The organism is Methanolobus sp. WCC5, from assembly GCF_045690325.1.
Taxonomy (GTDB): Archaea; Halobacteriota; Methanosarcinia; order Methanosarcinales; family Methanosarcinaceae; genus Methanolobus.
This window is the reverse complement of the sequence record NZ_CP146981.1, coordinates 171,693-188,699: the sequence shown is the minus strand read 5'-3', so window position 1 is coordinate 188,699 and position 17,007 is coordinate 171,693. Positions and strand designations below refer to the sequence as shown.

The window sequence follows — 17,007 nt, the reverse complement described above, 5'->3', positions numbered from 1 at the left end:
GATCATCTATTATAAAGGAAGGATGCACATATCAGATAAAAGAAAGATCCAGTTGACAGGCGGTTCTACTTACATAGTTTCCCTTCCGATCGAATGGGTAAGGAACAACGGTCTAAGTGCCGGCGATGCAGTGATCCTTACAGTAAGGCCGGACCGTTCACTGATCGTAACCCCTGACCAGGGAGTCCAGAGGAAGAACACGCATTCAAAGGTTGAAATGGTTGCCTCTGATGACCAGGAAGAGAACTTCAGGCAGCTTGTTGCAAATTATCTTGTGGGTTATGATATCATACGCATAGTCTGCCCCGGGGGTTTTGCGGCCTCTGAAAGAAAGAATCTCAAGGAGTCTGCCCGCAAGCGCCTCATTGGTATCGAGATAGTGGAGGAGTCCCGGACAGAAATCATTCTTCAGAACCTTCTGAACTTCCAGGACATACCCCTGGAGAAATCCCTTCAGAGCATGTACCGTATCATATACTCCATGATGGAAGACTCCATAGTTGCTTTTCGGGAAGCTGATGTCGAACTTGCAAGGGATGTCATCCAGCGGGACAATGATGTTGACAAGTTCTACCTGTTAAGTGTCCGGCAGATAAAAGCCGCCCTTGAGGACTCTTCCCTCTCACAGAAACTGGGCATTAAGAACTCCAAGGATTGCCTTGGATATCGCCTTATCATAAAGCTCATGGAACGTATCGGGGACCATGTCAACGGGATAGCTCATGTGGTTACCCAGATGGATGATAACAAAGAAGAGAACCGGGATATCATTGAGTTGGGAGTGCTTGCACAAAAGCTGTTCCAGGATTCTTTCAGGTCTGTGCTGGATATCAATGCCGAACTTGCCAATCAGGTTATAAAGGTATCAGGTGTTGCTTCTGCAATGGGTAACAGAATCACACGCAAATCCGAACTTTCAGATAATACTTTTTATCTTCACCATGAGAGGCAGAGAAAAATAGTTGAAAGTTTCCAGCGCATAGCTGAATACAGTGCCGATATCGCCGAGATGGTCATAAACATGAAGGCAACAGAGATAAAAGATTCTCTTTCAGGAGATGCCCAGGTACTCGAACAGGCTTAACCTCACAAATATCACCATCAGGTTGTTGATCACAAGCACAAGACCAAACAGGCCGATCCCCAGTCTTGAGATATCCCAGAGTTTCCCTGCATATGAATGAACTGATGCTTTTATTGACCTGTAGCTCCAGTAGATAACAAGCAGGATCAACAGCTTGACCACAAGCAACGACCACAGTCCGTGCTCAGCCATTATACCGGAAAGGAACCCATTCTCCTCAAACCCGTATCCATTGTTAAGCGCATGGAATGTGGTCAGGAAATCTCCTACAATGTAAAGCAGGATTATATACCTGGCATCATGCAGGAACCTGTATATCTCTTCTGTGTTGACAAAATCCTTATTGATATTTTTAGTGAGCATAGATGTATGGAAGTATGCTCACCTATATTGCCGGAATGTAGTTATTTTCGGAAGTTATGTTCACATATTTATTTAATGAGTGGTAAATAATATTAAAATATATATTATTAATTATTTTTATATACGACTATTTACTTCCCTATATGTCAAGGTTGATCCCCGCATTCCGGTAGCTTAAAATTATGAATTGCGGATCTATTAAATGATCATGAAATATGTGCCGCATGCTCCGGCATTGTTTTTTGTTTCAGTATTTGGATTTTTTTTGTATTTAGATTTGTATTTTGCATTTTTATTTGGATTTGTTTTTGGATTTGTTTTTAGATTTGGATTTAGATTTGGATTTATCCGCTTATCTGCTTTTATCTGTGGTCCTGATCGGGAAAAAGACAAAAAAACAGGAAAAATGGAAAAAAGAAAAGAAAAGAAAAAGATAGGTCGATGGATTAAAAAGAATTTTGCAATATCAGATATTGAGTTTGCTCATCCTTTCCACTGCTTCATTGATCCTTTCCACCGGGCGGGTGAGTGCGAACCTTATGTAGCCCTCACCGTAGCTTCCAAAGCCTACGCCGGGTGTTGCCACAATACCTGCATTCTCAAGCAGCAGTTTTGCAAATCCCATTGAATCATAGCCATCGGGGACCGGTGCCCATACGTAGAATGTCGCCTTTGGCGGCTTCACATCAAGGCCAAGCTCGTGCAGTCCTTTAAGCAGTGCATCCCTTCTTTGCTCGTAGATGCGGTTCATGTCAGCAACACATTGCTGGGAACCTGAAAGCGCAGTTATTCCTGCCATCTGTATGGCATCGAAGGCTCCTGAGTCAACGTTGGACTTGACCTTACCGAAACCGGATATTATCTGCCTGTTACCAACAGCAAAGGCAAGTCTCCATCCTGTCATATTGTAGGTCTTTGACAGTGAATACATCTCAATACCAACGTCCATTGCACCATCAACGCTCAAAAAGCTTGGCGCCTTGTAATTGTCATAGGTCATTTCGGAATAGGCGTTGTCATGTATGACAATTATATCATTGTCACGGGCAAACTGTACCACCTCTTCAAAGAACTTCTCATCTGCAATGGCTGATGTGGGATTGTTCGGATAGTTCAGGAACATGATCTTTGCCTTTTCCAGCTTATCCTTGGGTATTGCATCAAGATCGGGCAGGAAATCATTCTCGTTGAGCAAAGGCATTATGTATGGCTCACCGCCTGCAAACTGGGTCCCTATCTTGTAGACCGGATAGGCCGGGTCGGGGCAGAGGGCTACATCACCGGGATTTATAAAAGCCAGAGGAATGTGTGCGATACCTTCCTTTGAACCGATCATTGTGAGGGTCTGGGATGCAGGATCGATGTCCAGACCCCTGCTTTCCCTGCACCAGTCAGCAGCGGCTTTCCTGAAAGCAAGCATTCCTGCGTAGGAAGGATACTTGTGGGTTTGTGGATCGAGTACAGCTTCACGCATCGACTCTACAATATGGTCCGGGGTGGGCTGGTCCGGATCTCCCACACCAAGATCTATAACATCTACACCTTTTGCTTTCATCGCTGCCTTGGATTCGTCTATAGTTGCAAACAAATACGGAGGCAATGAGTTTATCCTGTCAGAATACATTTATTCACCTAGATCAAGCATTTTTCTGTGCCGTGAGGCATCTATGCATCTATTCTAATGAATCCCACCTATTTAATATCATAGGTATAGAAGGCAATTTATTTCCGGTGGATTTTAACAGAATACTTCTAAAACAATGCTGCAACAAAATCTATTAATATGAAAAATATAAATTATAATTATATATTATTCTATCAGGAATGTGGTGTGGACCATTAGCATCGATCAAGAATCTGAACAAAGAATAGATATCCTGGACAAAAGAGAACGGGAACTCGAATGCATCTATAGTATATCCGATCTGTTCGATCTGCATATACCCCTCAAATCCCTTTTCAGAGGCATCATTAAAAAACTGCCTGCGGCTTTTCTCTATCCCGAGCTTGCAGAAGCCTGCATAGTACTGGACGGGGAAGTTTACAGGAGTGAGGGCTTTGAGAAGAACGGTAGTTCATTGTCCAGCAATATTCTGGTACATGGTACAAAAAGAGGGTCTCTTAATGTATCTTACCGGGAGGAGCGACCTTTCCATGATTTTGGTCCTTTCCTTAAGGATGAACAGCGTCTGTTGGACGTTATCACATCACGCCTATGTAAAGTAATAGAAAGAAGACACGTTGAAGATGCCCTGCTTGAATCTGAAAAACGCTACAGGCTGATCTTTGACGCCTCGCCGCTGGGGATCTTTGTAGATAAAAAGGGGATCATAACCCATTGCAACAGAAGTTTTCTCAGTATCTTCCGGGTCCAGAAGACAGACGTTCTGGGTGCTGAGATATTCGACTATGTCAGCGACGAGCGCCTGGATCATCTGTTTGCAGGCTCCCGGGGCAATACCCTGCCCTTTTACGAGAACGAGTATTCTGCAAGGGTATCCGGAAAGGAGATGTTCCTGCGTTCGTACTATGTCCCCTTAAGGTCAAAGGATAATATCATTGAAGGGGGCATCGGTTTAATTGCCGATATTACGGAGAACAAGAATTCCCGGGAAGAACTGCAGAACCAGAAAGAGCTGCTCACAAGTACATTCAATGCCCTTCAGGATCTTATAATTGTCGTGGACCGTGAAATGCGCATAGTCACCAGTAACTGGAAAAGTGATATGATCTCTGCTCCGCAGGAAAGTGAAACGCATCCTCAGATATTTGATGTTTTTGCACACAACCTTATGCCGTGTGATCCCTGTCCTATAAAGGATGTTTTTTCATCAGGCAACATGAAGGAGTTCGAGCATGCAGACCCTGTTGATCACAGGGTAAGGGATTTCCGTATCTTTCCGGTATATGATACAAAAGGTGATGTGATGATGACTGTAAGTCATATTCGTGATATCACTGAGCGCAAACAGACCGAGGAAGCTTTAAAGAATTCCACGCGTAAGCTGGAAAGTGCATATGAAGAACTGAAATCCCTTGACAGGCTCAAGGATGAATTCCTGTCAAACCTCAGGCATGAACTAAATACCCCCCTTACATCCATAAAAGGCTTCAGCGAGCTTTTGTATGATGGCACTTTGGGTCCTTTGAACCAGGGACAGATAGATGCCATAGAACGTGTGGTGACAAAATCCCGTAAACTGCAGAATCTTATTGATTCCCTGCTATTTGTGAGCACAAATCAGAACGGGACTATCAGGTACAATTTCGAGCAGATGGAAGTATCATCCCTTCTTAATAATGTCGTGAACCTCTTCTTTGACACTATAAAAGAAAAGAACATGCACATCCATCTGGATGTGGGCTTTGATTCATGTCTTATCGACGGGGACAGAACGTATCTGCCACAGGTCTTCCTGAACCTTATGGACAATGCGGTTAAATTCACACCCCGGCACGGGACCATTACCATTTCCGCACACATTGAAGAGAAAAGTGTACATATAGTAATAGGTGACAGCGGCATAGGTATCTCAGAGAATGATATCCCCGGTCTTTTCCGGAAATTCCACCAGATAGACAGTTCCTCAACAAGGAATTACGGTGGTAATGGCCTTGGGCTCTATATCAGTAAAGTGATAGTGGACAGCCATAAAGGGAATATATGGATAGAGAGTGAGGAAGGTTTGGGGACAGATGTACATGTATGCGTCCCCCTGAAGCAGGTTCAATTCTCAGCCTCTTCTAATTCAGCACCCAGATCCTGTGAAAAGCCCATATTAAGGTAATCTTCGTTCACAGGCAATTCCAGATAGAGTTTGTCGGTACTGTCTATCTCTATTGTTCCGGAACTTATGATGTAGTCCAGTATATGCCCGCCACCGGTCCTGTCCTTTGTGATGTAATGCAGATGATACCCGGGCACATTTATGCCGCTCACATACTCTGGCAGCCAGTAACCCACTATCGTACCTTCGGTATCATTGAACTCAAAGACCGACTGGTCCTTTGTCACATCTACAAGTCGTGGGTACGGCCTTTGCTGGGCAGCCACACTGCGCGTCTCCATGTAGTCAAAATTCCCTGTGATCTTCACAGCATACATTACATTATGACTGGGAAGCAACCTTTCTATGTATTCTGCCATTTGCCGGCTATCCATTTGCCCGGCAACCGTATCTTTAATGTCGGTTTCAAAGAATGTCACAGCAGCAAAGGGAGAAGTAACGGAATCCTCTGCTTCATAGACATTCCCGTCTGCCCGGATCTGGTAGATAATACCGTCAAGTTTCAGCATTTCCCCGTCAAGGTCATCGAATGTCCCAAGACCGAAGTCTCCTTTTTCTTTTAGTTCACCGCAACTTATCTCACCTTCATAGACACCTTCAAGCAGGGCATTTATTGTGGAAAACTGGTAAATGGTATCTCTGTCTGCATCCGGTGCAGTATTACCGACTTCATCCATGCTCTGATCCGGTATATTATTAACAGGCTGATCACTGATACATCCCCCTGTCAGCACTGACAGAATAGCCAGTAACAGGATAAAGTGCAATATTCTTGTTCTCATGTTTATACCTCATTGTTCAGGGATTGAAATAATCATGCATTATATATTTATGTTGTTATCTGTCAGATATCATTTGAGTACGGGTTTAGGTATCAGTTGAGTACTGGTTTGAATGCAGATAAGGACACCAGCCCAACACCGGCCTGGTTAGAAAGTCAATTAAGAAAAGCTGCAACCATCGGTTTGAGGATCGTTGTTGCAGGATAGTTATATTTTGTGCGATCCAGGTTAAAATGTGACTATTGCTTCCCGGATCAAAAAGAAGCAAAATAGTAAGAAGCAAAATAGTAAGAAGCAAAATAGTAAGAAGCAAAATAGTAAGAAGCAAAATAGTAAGAAGCAAAATAGTAAAAAGGATCCTTACTTTGCAGTTTCGTTAACTATGTTCTCAAGGTCCAGGAGAATCAGGAGCCTGTCATCCAGTTTACCTACACCTTTGAGGTATTCTGCGTTTATTTTCTGGGTGATTATCTCGGGTGTCTTATCGATGTTGGAGCCCTGCAGGCGTATTACCTCACTGACCGAGTCCACTACAAGACCGACAATGGTACCGCCAATGTCAACAACAACAATACGGGATTCTTCGGTCAGCTCTTTAGATGCCATTCCAAAGCGTTTGTCAAGATCCATGACCACTATGATCTTTCCCCTGAGGTTTATAACACCCTTGACATAATCAGGGGAACGGGGAATCCTTGTGATCTCCGGCATACGGATTATTTCCTGTACCTGCATGATGTTTACACCGAATTCTTCCACACCCAGGTTGAAGATCACAAGCTGATGCAGGTCTTCGTCAATATTGTCCACATAACTTTCTCTAACGCTAGCCATAGTTTCACCTTAATGAAAGCAGAAATGCACTTAAGAGATGTAATATACTGCACTCTGCAATAATTATTTCTTTCTCCATCATTATTTGTTTTTTCATAATTATATGGTTCTAATTATATGTTTTATTATTATATTGTAGTTAGTATATATACCTTGTCTTAAATGCCTGAATGTAACTTTAATCTTTATAATATTGGAATTGTCAGCTCCCAAAAAAACCGATTCTTATTTAACTATTTAGACCAATACCACGCTACATATCAGGATCATTTTCAATTGTTTTACTATCACACTCTATCATGAACAAGGTTATCACGAGGTTTAATATGAGCGATATTTTACGTAGAGGACGATTATCTTCAACTCCTGATGAGGATATGATCGGTTTCACTTCATCGATGTCCGCAGACAAATGGATATTTGAGGCTGATATCCTGGTAGACATGGCTCACACTGTCATGCTGCATGAACAGGGCATCATTAAAGAAAAAGACTGCACAGGCATTCTGAAAGGCCTTTTTACGATAAGGGAGGAAGGTATTGAAAGGCTTGACCACAGCTACGAGGATATACATATATCCCTGGAATCCCGGCTTATAGATATCGTAGGAGAGGACACCGGAGGCCGGATGCATTCCGGACGCTCCCGCAATGATGAGGTTGCAACTTGCATCAGGATAAGGTTGCGGGATGAGCTCCTGGCCCTTGCAGAGGAGTTGCTTGAGCTTCGAACTACGCTGCTTGAGAAGGCTTCCGGGAATACTGAGACACTGATGCCGGGTTTCACGCACCTGCAGCACGCACAGCCGACCACCTTTGCACACCACCTTGTTGCGCATTCCAATGCCATTGGCAGGGATATCGAACGTGTGATAGCTGCTTTTTCCAGGGTGAACAGATGTCCGCTGGGTTCTGCAGCTTTTGCTTCAACGGGTTTTGGCCTGGACCGCAACAGGACAGCTTCCCTGCTGGGATTTGACAGCCTGCTTGGCAATTCAATGGATGCGGTCAGTACACGTGACTTCCTGATAGAATCTGCATCTGCAATGGGAAACATAATGGTAAACCTGAGCAGGATGGCAGAAGAGATAATCATCTGGTCCAGCCCGGAATTCTCTTTCATCGAGCTTGATGATATGTATGCCTCTACATCCTCCATTATGCCACAAAAGAAGAACCCGGATTCAGCCGAACTTGTCAGGGGCAAGACAGGTACTGTCATAGGTGCATTGATGGCCCTGCTGTCACTTTGCAAGGCTCTTCCCCTTAGCTATAACCGTGACCTCCAGGAGGCAACACCCAATATGTGGCGTGCGGTTGAGACCACAAGGAGTGCAGTCCGTATCACCAGGGGCATGATAGCCAGCATGAAAGTGGACACAGCTTCAATGGCCGAAAAATCTGTAATTGGTTTTACCACAGCCACTGAACTTGCAGATACGCTTGTAAGAGTTGCCGGTATCCCATTCAGGACTGCGCACCAGATAGTGGGTGTGCTGGCACGGGAAAGCGGAAACCCGACACTTGCCCGGATAGATGCTGTAGCCTGCAGTATACTTGGTGAGGGGCTGAGTAGCCGGGGGCTGACCGATGCGATGGTAAAGGAAGCTCTGGACCCTGTTATGAATATCAGCAAAAGGGCTATTACAGGTGGTCCTGCACCGGATGAGGTGAGAAGGGCCATTAAGATGCAACGGGAAGAGGCTGGAAGAGTACAGGAAATCCTTGAGGACATGAACAGCAAGATCGAGGAGTCGCTGAAACAGCTTTTCATTGAAGTAGAAGAATATACGGGAAATACAACATATCCACAGGTAACCAGGGGATGAACATGGAATTTGAAGAGGGTGACAGAGTAAGGGTCAGCAAGAGCGGTGTTGAATATGAAGGCATCGTTATGCCAAGCACTACCGGCCATATAGTCATTAAGATGAACAGCGGGTATAATGCAGGCATTACGCCACAAGGGGCTACTGTAACATTATTGCAGAAAAAAGAGGACATTGCATCCTCCGGGAAGGAGGCGGCAAAACCGGAGATAACAGCAAGGACCGGGCTTCCGAAAGTATCAATATTATCTACCGGCGGGACTATTGCCAGCAAGATAGATTACAGGACAGGGGCGGTCACTTCCCAGTTCTCGGCTGATGATATCCTGCAGGCAATACCCGAGCTGACCGAAATAGCCAACTTTAGCGGAAGAGCTATCTATAACATACTTTCAGAGAACATGAAGGCAAGCTACTGGCAGGAGCTCTCAAAAGCTGTTGTGGAAGAGATACACAAGGGTGCCGATGGTATCATAATAGCACATGGTACGGACACCATGATGTACTCTGCAGCTGCATTGTCCTTCATGATAGATACCCCCGTACCAATTGTTTTTGTGGGCTCACAGAGAAGTGCCGACCGTCCAAGCAGTGACAATGCAATGAACGCCATATGTGCTGCAAAGGTTGCTGTAAGTGATATTGCTGAGGTTAGTGTCGTCATGCACAACGACAGCTCCGATGACATATGTGCCATTCACCGCGCCACCAGGGTGCGCAAGATGCACACGTCCAGAAGGGATGCATTCAGGTCCGTCAACTCCGAGCCGATAGGTTATGTGGACTATGCAACAGGAGAGATATGCACATCCCTGCCCTATATCAGAAGGAACGAGAGAATACTGACACTGAAAAGCTCTCTTGTGCCCAAATGTGCCCTTGTGAAGTTCACTCCCGGTGCAAGCCCGGACATACTGGGCTGGTTCATTGACGCAGGTTATAAGGGCATAGTTATCGAAGGTACGGGCCTTGGTCATGTATCAACTGACTGGATACCCCAGATAGAGAGGGCCACATCCCACAGGATACCGGTGATGATCACTTCCCAGTGTCTCAATGGCAGGGTATGTGACAGGGTATATGACACCGGCAGGGACATACTGAAAGCCGGGGCCATTGAAGGTGAGGATATGCTTCCCGAGGTGGGTCTTGTCAAGATGATGTGGGCACTGGGCCAGACAGATGACTACGGTACTGCGCTGGATATGCTTAAACAGGATATCAGGTGCGAGATTAACAAGAGAAGCCTTGAGTGAGTAGCACTCATGGAATCTAGTAATTAGCTTTATTATGAATAAATAATTTCAAAAAATGGTTTAATTTCTAGAAATGTGATGTACAATTAGATATAACTTTTGCATTTAGGGCGAGTATGCTAATTTTTGTATGCATATTCATGCATGCGAATTAATGCTACCGTTAAAGTGCTCTATATGTGCTTGTTACCATGCCTTCTATGCAAGAAGTTACTGCATTTTGTATAAAAAAGAAGATGAATAAGGATATATAATAACCCATTGAATATCAATTACTTTCTGTTTTTTAGTATCAATCGAAGCAAATCAGAACTCTTATGTATTTCTCTGTTCATCTTACTTACAATTTTATCACATTTTTAATAATATCATTAGTCTACTTACAATGCATCCTATTCCTTTTTAATTATTGTATATGCAACTGCAATAGCAAGAAGACTGATTAGAATTCCTGAGAAAGGTATACTTTGACTGTTATGAAGGCTTGTGTTATTTGTACTATTCATGGAATTGTTTATACCTGAGATTCCTACAGTTTTATTATCAATATCATATCTATAAACAGGATACTCCAAAAAACCTATGAAACCTGTTTCTTTTGTTAGTGTAAAAACAACAGGAATATCTTCAATTGCATTTTTTATTGCGTATTTTTCCACGATATCGTAAATCTCTCTGGTATCTTCTTCAGAATAATTTCCCTCTCCATTATCATATAATTCTATTAGGAAATAACCTCTTGAAGGGTCTGACCCATATCTAACAATGGACCCATTAGGATAAAAATCAATTTCTTGCCATGAGTTTTCTCTGACGTGTCTTAATTTGTCTGTAAATTCATTTAGCTGGCTTGCATTACTAATAAAAGGAACATTTCCATATGCTTTCACAACCGATGAGTCATATATGGGACTTTCAGGGTTAGTGCAGTTTTTAATCCCATTTTGTGACAAGGTAGTAATTCTTTCAAATATCCCATTATCAATACTGCTATAGGTGACATTGAACGCACTTGCTTGTGTAATTCCTATTATCAAAAGTGCACTTATAAAGACTAGAATGTTTTTTTTATTCATAGATTAATACTTCCTTCCCGTTTTAAAAAGTAAAAAGTAAACCTCTTATTGAGGTTTACTTAAGAGCTTTTACTCCAAGTTTGGATGCTACTTCCCCATACGGGATGTATATTGTAGCAGGCGCTCCGTTATATGTTCCATTTGCAGATATTATTCCTACGATTCTATATCTTCCACTGCTTGTATAATATACTGGACCACCGCTATCTCCACCCTGACAGGCTGTGCTCATTACTTCAATCGTATCCATAAACTGTCCTAAAACAGTTTGTCCAGTTAAGACTGCGAGATAAGTTCCAGTGACAGAACCGCTAGCAGTGCTGGATTTTGTAAGTTGCATGCCAGATATTCCTCCAGAATAAGTTCCATATACATCTACAAAAGTCCCTCCTCCTATGTGCAGGTCATCCACTACATTACTATATGGAACAAAGGCTGCATCGGTATTTGCTCCTAGTACAGAGACATCTGCATTATAATTAGCTGCACTATATATAGGCTGATATGAACTAAGACCAGTTTGCCATCCTGCAACGTGTCCAGCGATCACGTATCCTAGTGTGCTGTCACTAGTTCTCTTTGCAGTAAATCCAATTGTTCCAAGTTGAGCTTGTCCTAATAATGGGAAATAAACAGAATGAGCAATCCCACCTGTTATTGGACGATAATTGATAAGATAAGGATTGGTTCTTATAGCAGCAGTACTAGTTGTACTTACAGAAGAACTAACCGGCCTTATTAATTCATCTGTAGTAAAAACGATAGGAACATTTTTTATGCTTGATTTAGTTGCATATTTTGTTATAATCTCAGCAATAGAATCAATATCTTCATCTTTTATTTCTGCTTTATCATAAAGCATGACCACGAAATAACCTTTAGCATCTGTTCCATAAGCAAGAAGTGGTCCAGATGGGTAATAGTAATTGTCTAAAGATTTATCCTCTCGTATATTGACTCTGATTTTGTCAACTTGTTTTGTCCATTCATATACTTCTTTTCCACTTTCTAGTTCAGGAATTTCCCCTTGAACTTTCAATATATTGCTGTTCCCTTTTAAATTATCTAATGTCTTGTTGCTAATTGCTGGGATGTTAATGATAAATTCTTCTAAATTTTCGTCTTCATCCATCGTTGATATTTCTGAAGATACTTCTCCAGCTACAGTACTTACAAGCAAGAGCATACAAAGCATTGCAGCAAAACCAATTCTTAGGTATTGTTTCATTAATCCACCTTTGTTTTATTTTCACAATGTACCAAAGGCAAGATTGCGTAAACCTTAAACATCATCAAAGTCAACTATGACCTTGCCTTTGGGCATTTTGGGGTTCAAGCCTACTCTGCAAAAATAGATTGGACCCCACTCCACATTATTGCAATGTGACATTGTATGATTCTTTTACTAACTATATATGCATTATGGGCATTAGTTAAAATAGCATTGTATATTATCTAAATAGATAATAAATTATATAATAACTCTGCTTCATTTATCATCTGAATCTCAAGAAAACATCCCAAGCATATCTAATTGTTAAAACTAACATATTAGTTTAATACAAGAACGAAATTCAAAAAACTCACAAATATATTATTTGTTTAAAGTCTTGAATTTATTGTACTTTTCTGGAAGTTAACTTAAACTAGAGTATGAGTATGTCTTTTCCTTTTCTCAATTATTCAGGTTCCATATTTTTATTTTTAGTATTATATCAGATAGTCCTTAAACTATAACTTTCGAAAAGACATTGTTTCTAAGTCCTTATCAATTATTTTTCTTTCATTTTCCATCATAAAATGTTTTATGAATCATCGTTTTGGCAACCTTTATAACGAATTAATTAGGTATTAGCAACTCAATCTATTATATAAATGCACTAATCAGGTGAATATATGTCATTAGCAAATCTTAGAACACATTATACGTCACAGATCAATCCGGAGGAGCTGGGTGACCAGAAGGTCACTGTCGCCGGATGGGTGCACGAGGTCCGTGATCTTGGTGGAATTTGTTTTGTTGTGCTCAGGGACCGTGAGGGACGGGCCCAGGTCACACTGGTGAAGAAGAAGACCGATCCGCAGCTCCTTGAAACTGCCAGGAAGCTTGTCAGGGAATCAGTTGTATCCATAAGCGGGACTGTGAAACCAGAAGGTAAGGCTCCCAACGGTTATGAGCTCATCCCTGAGGAGATAACGGTTCTTAATGAAGCGGATTCACCCCTGCCAATGGACACAACGGGTAAGGTTGAAGCTGAACTTGATACCCGCCTTGATTCGAGGTTCATAGATCTTCGAAGGGAAAGAACGACAGCCATATTCAGGATCAGGCACGAAGTGCTCAGGGCTGTCAGGAGCTTCCTCACGGATAACGGATTCATTGAGACATCCAGTCCAAAGGTTGTAGCAACGGCAACTGAAGGGGGTACATCCCTTTTCCCCATCACTTACTTTGACAGGGAGGCTTTCCTGAACCAGAGTCCGCAACTCTTCAAGCAGATACTCATGTCAGGAGGACTTGACAGGGTATTTGAGATCGGTCCTATCTTCAGGGCAGAGGAGCATGACACCCGCAGGCACCTGAACGAGGCAACATCCATTGATATCGAGGCGAGTTTCTGCGATCACTTCGATGTGATGGAGGTCCTGGAGAATATGGTGGCCTACATCTATGAGCAGGTCATAGAGAATGCATCTGATCCACTTGCAGTCCTTGATGTGCAGCTCAGGGTACCAAAGCTGCCATTCCTGAAGCTCACCTATGACGAGGCTATCGAGATAGTAAATGCCAACAGTGATGAGATGCTCAACTGGGGCGATGACCTTGGTACTGCGGCCGAGCACACCATCGGTGAGCATGTGTTCAAAGAGACAGGAGAATCCCATTATTTCATCATAGACTGGCCAACCGAAATAAAGCCTTTCTACGCAATGCCCTATGAGGACAACCAGGTGCTGTCCAAGGCATTCGATATGATGCACAGGACCATGGAACTATCATCAGGTGCACAGCGTATCCACATCCCCGAGCTCCTTATAAGCAGGATAGAGTCCCAGGGACTGGATCCGGAAGGGTTTGAGTTCTATCTCAAGGCATTCAGGTATGGCATGCCTCCGCACGCAGGCTGGGGCATCGGATGCGAAAGGCTGGTAATGACCATGCTGGGTGTTGAGAACATCCGTGACGTTGTCCTCTTCCCCAGGGACAGGCGCAGACTTTCCCCCTGATCTAAAGGATGGATCCTGATGAAAGAGAGAAACCCGACAGGAGAAAGTCCCGAGAAGAAGGCCGCAGGGATAGCTGCAGCCGACCTTGTAAAAGATGGTATGGTAGTCGGTCTTGGCACCGGCTCCACCACAGCTTACACCATAGCAGAGCTTGGAAGGCGTGTGGATGAGGGGCTGGACATAATTGCGGTCGTAACATCGTACCAGTCGGAAATGCTTGCCATCCGGGCCGGTATCACCCTCACATCACTGGCAGAGCACCCGGAACTTGATATTGCCATCGATGGTGCGGACCAGGTGGATGCGGACCTGAACACTATAAAAGGCGGCGGTGCGGCCCATACCCGCGAGAAGGTCGTTTCATGTTCTGCAAAGCGTTTTGTGATAGTTGCAGATGAGTCTAAGATAAGTGAACAGCTAAACCACTATGTTCCGCTGGAAGTGCTTCCTTATGCCAGGGAACTGGTCATGGGAAAGGTCAGAAAGCTAGGCGGGGATCCTGTGCTTCGTCTTGCGTCAAGGAAGGACGGACCTGTGATATCCGACAATGGTAATTTCATAATAGATGCCAGTTTCGGTGTGATAGCAAATCCCCTGGAGATGTCAGGGACGCTTTCCCAGCTGACCGGTATTGTTGAGCATGGTATCTTCACCAACGTTGATGAGGTCTACATCGGCAGAAAAGACGCCCCGGTGCAGATCATGAGCAAATAAGCGAAGAAATAAATAAATAAATAAATAAATAAATAAATAAAGGATCTTCACAATATCGGAAGGATAAGTAAGGACGGATACGCAGATATCTATCCTTATCCGGATTCCATTTTATTTAAGATCAGGCCGCTTGCATTCGCCGTTCCCTTTTTGAAAAAAGATATATCTCTGCAATGATCAGTAACACGATGCAGACCATTGTTGTAGTTATAATCACAGGATACTGAGCATCGAACCCATCGGCTGACACGTGCTTTAACAGTATTCCTGCATATGCCCATATAATGACAAGTCCATAGGCAATATCGCTGTTTTTCAGCATTGTTGCAAGAGCTATGATAAGGCCGGCAGTGAGAACCAGGACAGTCCATGTTGCATCGGTCAGGTCAAAACCTTTCCAGCCTATGCTTACAAGGAATATGGTAACGTTAGCAATGGTCGCCACGGTTATCCAGCCAAAGTAGACGCTGAAAGGGAGCCTGATGAAAAGATATTCCCTTCCTGTAAGGCTTTCTTTTTTCAGCATTGTGTTTATCCTGATAAGGCAAACAAGGATGACAACGATTAATAACAGGGATAATGGAATGACCTGATAGTGCCATGCAAATACCCAGGCCGTATTTGCAATAGAGGAGATGGAGAAGAGCATGCCGGTCCTGCACAACAGGTCTTCCCTGTCGGGTCTGGCATTTTCCCGGAAAAGCCCAAGCTGATAAAGAGTATACACTGCCAGCAGCAGGTATATGAGTCCCCATATCGCAAAGGTCAGCCCGGCCGGAGCAAAAAGGTTGGGATAAGAGTCAGAGATCTGGCCGGTACTGATACCGTTGATCGGAAGGGCATTGGCCAGGGCATTGACAATAACCATTGTCAGAAATGTCAACAGGGTTATTATCTTTATTGATGTGCATGTTTGCTCTTTGTCCATTGGTGTCTCCTCATGTTCACTGATAAGGATACATTATAGATTCAAAACTAATAAAAGTGCCCTTTATCCGGATGTATCCGGCAGTTCCGGGACCTTTGAACCCATAATTCAAAAATGATCATGTTGAGGACGTATATGCCGGACCCTATGTCCTGCTTTCAGATAAAAAAGAAAGGATGCGGGAACATCCTTTCATAAGATCATACATTATATGTTGATCGTCCACTATATGAGAATCATCACTAAGGGTGATTATCAGATATGTTTTCCTGACAGTTTATTCTATGATGTATGTGACATAGACCGACATTGAGACCCTGGACTCTCCGGGCTCTACCGGAGTACCCATAGCAACTTCCTCTTTTGGTGATTCCATCATGTCGTAATATATCCTTGGCTGGGTACTGTCGCTTATGGATGATGTCTGCACTCCGATGATCCTGACACCCAGACTGCTGGCAAGCATATCGGCTTTTGATGATGCATCAGTAACTGCTTCATCGATGAGCTCTTCGCGCAGTTCCTTTTGTTTTTCATCGGATACCGTGAAGGATATACCGCCTATCTGGTTTGCACCGGCAGCTGCAGATTTGTCAATGATATCGCCCAGGACATCCAGTTTTGTAGTGGTCACCTGCACGCTGTTGGAAGCTGAATAGCCTTCAATGGTCGCCTTCCCGTCATAGTTGTATACCGGGTATACGGAGACGTATGATGTCTGTATCTCCCTGTCCTCCAGGCCAAGTGCTTTGAGCTCCTCAATTACCGTACTCATTATGGCTGCACTCTCTTCTGTGGCTTCACTGGAAGTCGGGGCCTGGATCACAACACCAATGCTCAGCTGTGCGGTATCGGGCACGACCATCATTTCTGCCTTCCCGTTCATTTGTATGGTATTTGGTGTATCTTTAGTATATCCTGCCTGTGAACTGGCATATATCGTTGCTGCCATCAGCACCAAAACGATCGTTAATGCGATGACGACATAATACGCCATGTTATTGTTATTTCCTTGTGACATTTTTTCATCCTCCTTCTTAATGGATGCTATATGCTATAGAATGACCACTACATATTAAAGAATTGTCTAAACTGCAAACCGGTTCGCAGTTATCAGGTTGTTAA

The 17,007-nt window shown here is 43.4% G+C and carries 14 protein-coding genes; 6 read left to right on the top strand and 8 right to left on the bottom strand.

Going from position 1 to position 17,007, the window contains the following annotated elements; genetic code table 11:
• Positions 1–22: 22 nt before the first annotated feature.
• Complete coding sequence (locus V7O64_RS00920; RefSeq protein ID WP_407356158.1) at positions 23–1,084, top strand: PhoU domain-containing protein; 1,062 nt, start codon at positions 23–25, stop codon at positions 1,082–1,084.
• On the opposite strand, the gene V7O64_RS00915 is transcribed toward V7O64_RS00920, so the two are convergent.
• Together V7O64_RS00915 and V7O64_RS00910 are read right to left on the bottom strand one after the other, a co-directional pair.
• Positions 1,052–1,447: a hypothetical protein gene (locus V7O64_RS00915; protein WP_407356157.1), complete on the bottom strand. Its 396-nt coding sequence runs from the start codon at positions 1,445–1,447 to the stop codon at positions 1,052–1,054. The two genes, V7O64_RS00920 and V7O64_RS00915, sit on opposite strands and share 33 nt — an antisense overlap.
• A gap of 466 nt (positions 1,448–1,913) precedes the next feature.
• Entirely contained in the window at positions 1,914–3,071 is a 1,158-nt protein-coding gene (locus tag V7O64_RS00910; RefSeq protein WP_407356156.1) for an LL-diaminopimelate aminotransferase, read from the bottom strand.
• Positions 3,072–3,273: 202 nt separating this feature from the next.
• On the opposite strand from V7O64_RS00910, the gene V7O64_RS00905 reads away from it, so the two are divergent.
• Positions 3,274–5,235, top strand: coding sequence for an ATP-binding protein (locus tag V7O64_RS00905; protein ID WP_407356155.1), 1,962 nt, complete (start codon positions 3,274–3,276; stop codon positions 5,233–5,235).
• On the opposite strand, the gene budA is transcribed toward V7O64_RS00905, so the two are convergent.
• Both budA and V7O64_RS00895 read right to left on the bottom strand, forming a co-directional pair.
• Positions 5,175–6,017 (bottom strand): acetolactate decarboxylase, encoded by an 843-nt coding sequence (gene budA, locus V7O64_RS00900; RefSeq protein ID WP_407356154.1) that lies wholly within the window; start codon positions 6,015–6,017, stop codon positions 5,175–5,177. The genes V7O64_RS00905 and budA overlap by 61 nt on opposite strands.
• A 360-nt stretch (positions 6,018–6,377) precedes the next feature.
• On the bottom strand, positions 6,378–6,851 hold the full coding sequence (locus V7O64_RS00895; protein WP_407356153.1) for a chemotaxis protein CheW: 474 nt from the start codon (positions 6,849–6,851) through the stop codon (positions 6,378–6,380).
• A gap of 326 nt (positions 6,852–7,177) precedes the next feature.
• Here V7O64_RS00895 and argH point away from each other — a divergent pair, with 326 nt between their 5' ends.
• Together argH and gatD are read left to right on the top strand one after the other, a co-directional pair.
• Positions 7,178–8,680 (top strand): argininosuccinate lyase, encoded by a 1,503-nt coding sequence (gene argH / locus V7O64_RS00890; protein WP_407356152.1) that lies wholly within the window; start codon positions 7,178–7,180, stop codon positions 8,678–8,680.
• Between the two features lie 2 nt (positions 8,681–8,682).
• On the top strand, positions 8,683–9,936 hold the full coding sequence (gatD, locus tag V7O64_RS00885) for a Glu-tRNA(Gln) amidotransferase subunit GatD (RefSeq protein WP_407356151.1): 1,254 nt from the start codon (positions 8,683–8,685) through the stop codon (positions 9,934–9,936).
• A gap of 392 nt (positions 9,937–10,328) precedes the next feature.
• Here the strand turns inward: gatD and V7O64_RS00880 are convergent, their stop codons facing one another.
• Positions 10,329–11,012: a hypothetical protein gene (locus tag V7O64_RS00880; protein ID WP_407356150.1), complete on the bottom strand. Its 684-nt coding sequence runs from the start codon at positions 11,010–11,012 to the stop codon at positions 10,329–10,331.
• A 55-nt stretch (positions 11,013–11,067) separates the two neighbouring features.
• Positions 11,068–12,240 carry a hypothetical protein gene (locus tag V7O64_RS00875; protein ID WP_407356149.1) on the bottom strand — a complete coding sequence of 391 codons (1,173 nt, stop codon included), beginning with the start codon at positions 12,238–12,240 and terminating at the stop codon, positions 11,068–11,070.
• A 668-nt stretch (positions 12,241–12,908) separates the two neighbouring features.
• On the opposite strand from V7O64_RS00875, the gene aspS reads away from it, so the two are divergent.
• A complete protein-coding gene (gene aspS, locus V7O64_RS00870) occupies positions 12,909–14,240 on the top strand; it encodes an aspartate--tRNA(Asn) ligase (protein ID WP_407356148.1) in 1,332 nt (443 codons plus the stop codon).
• Positions 14,241–14,258: 18 nt separating this feature from the next.
• A complete protein-coding gene (gene rpiA / locus V7O64_RS00865; protein ID WP_407356147.1) occupies positions 14,259–14,954 on the top strand; it encodes a ribose-5-phosphate isomerase RpiA in 696 nt (231 codons plus the stop codon).
• Positions 14,955–15,075: 121 nt separating this feature from the next.
• Here rpiA and V7O64_RS00860 read toward each other — a convergent pair whose 3' ends face one another.
• Together V7O64_RS00860 and V7O64_RS00855 are read right to left on the bottom strand one after the other, a co-directional pair.
• Positions 15,076–15,882 carry a tryptophan-rich sensory protein gene (locus V7O64_RS00860; RefSeq protein ID WP_407356146.1) on the bottom strand — a complete coding sequence of 269 codons (807 nt, stop codon included), beginning with the start codon at positions 15,880–15,882 and terminating at the stop codon, positions 15,076–15,078.
• Between the two features lie 277 nt (positions 15,883–16,159).
• Complete coding sequence (locus V7O64_RS00855) at positions 16,160–16,903, bottom strand: SIMPL domain-containing protein (protein WP_407356145.1); 744 nt, start codon at positions 16,901–16,903, stop codon at positions 16,160–16,162.
• Positions 16,904–17,007: the final 104 nt, after the last annotated feature.

What these genes read in the sequence shown, in the direction of transcription:
- V7O64_RS00920 (WP_407356158.1), top strand. Translation starts at nt 23, where the DNA reads ATGCACATATCAGATAAAAGAAAGATCCAGTTGACAGGCGGTTCTACT.
- V7O64_RS00915 (WP_407356157.1), bottom strand. Translation starts at nt 1,447, where the DNA reads ATGCTCACTAAAAATATCAATAAGGATTTTGTCAACACAGAAGAGATA.
- V7O64_RS00910 (WP_407356156.1), bottom strand. Translation starts at nt 3,071, where the DNA reads ATGTATTCTGACAGGATAAACTCATTGCCTCCGTATTTGTTTGCAACT.
- budA (WP_407356154.1), bottom strand. Translation starts at nt 6,017, where the DNA reads ATGAGAACAAGAATATTGCACTTTATCCTGTTACTGGCTATTCTGTCA.
- V7O64_RS00895 (WP_407356153.1), bottom strand. Translation starts at nt 6,851, where the DNA reads ATGGCTAGCGTTAGAGAAAGTTATGTGGACAATATTGACGAAGACCTG.
- argH (WP_407356152.1), top strand. Translation starts at nt 7,178, where the DNA reads ATGAGCGATATTTTACGTAGAGGACGATTATCTTCAACTCCTGATGAG.
- gatD (WP_407356151.1), top strand. Translation starts at nt 8,683, where the DNA reads ATGGAATTTGAAGAGGGTGACAGAGTAAGGGTCAGCAAGAGCGGTGTT.
- V7O64_RS00880 (WP_407356150.1), bottom strand. Translation starts at nt 11,012, where the DNA reads ATGAATAAAAAAAACATTCTAGTCTTTATAAGTGCACTTTTGATAATA.
- V7O64_RS00875 (WP_407356149.1), bottom strand. Translation starts at nt 12,240, where the DNA reads ATGAAACAATACCTAAGAATTGGTTTTGCTGCAATGCTTTGTATGCTC.
- aspS (WP_407356148.1), top strand. Translation starts at nt 12,909, where the DNA reads ATGTCATTAGCAAATCTTAGAACACATTATACGTCACAGATCAATCCG.
- rpiA (WP_407356147.1), top strand. Translation starts at nt 14,259, where the DNA reads ATGAAAGAGAGAAACCCGACAGGAGAAAGTCCCGAGAAGAAGGCCGCA.
- V7O64_RS00860 (WP_407356146.1), bottom strand. Translation starts at nt 15,882, where the DNA reads ATGGACAAAGAGCAAACATGCACATCAATAAAGATAATAACCCTGTTG.
- V7O64_RS00855 (WP_407356145.1), bottom strand. Translation starts at nt 16,903, where the DNA reads ATGTCACAAGGAAATAACAATAACATGGCGTATTATGTCGTCATCGCA.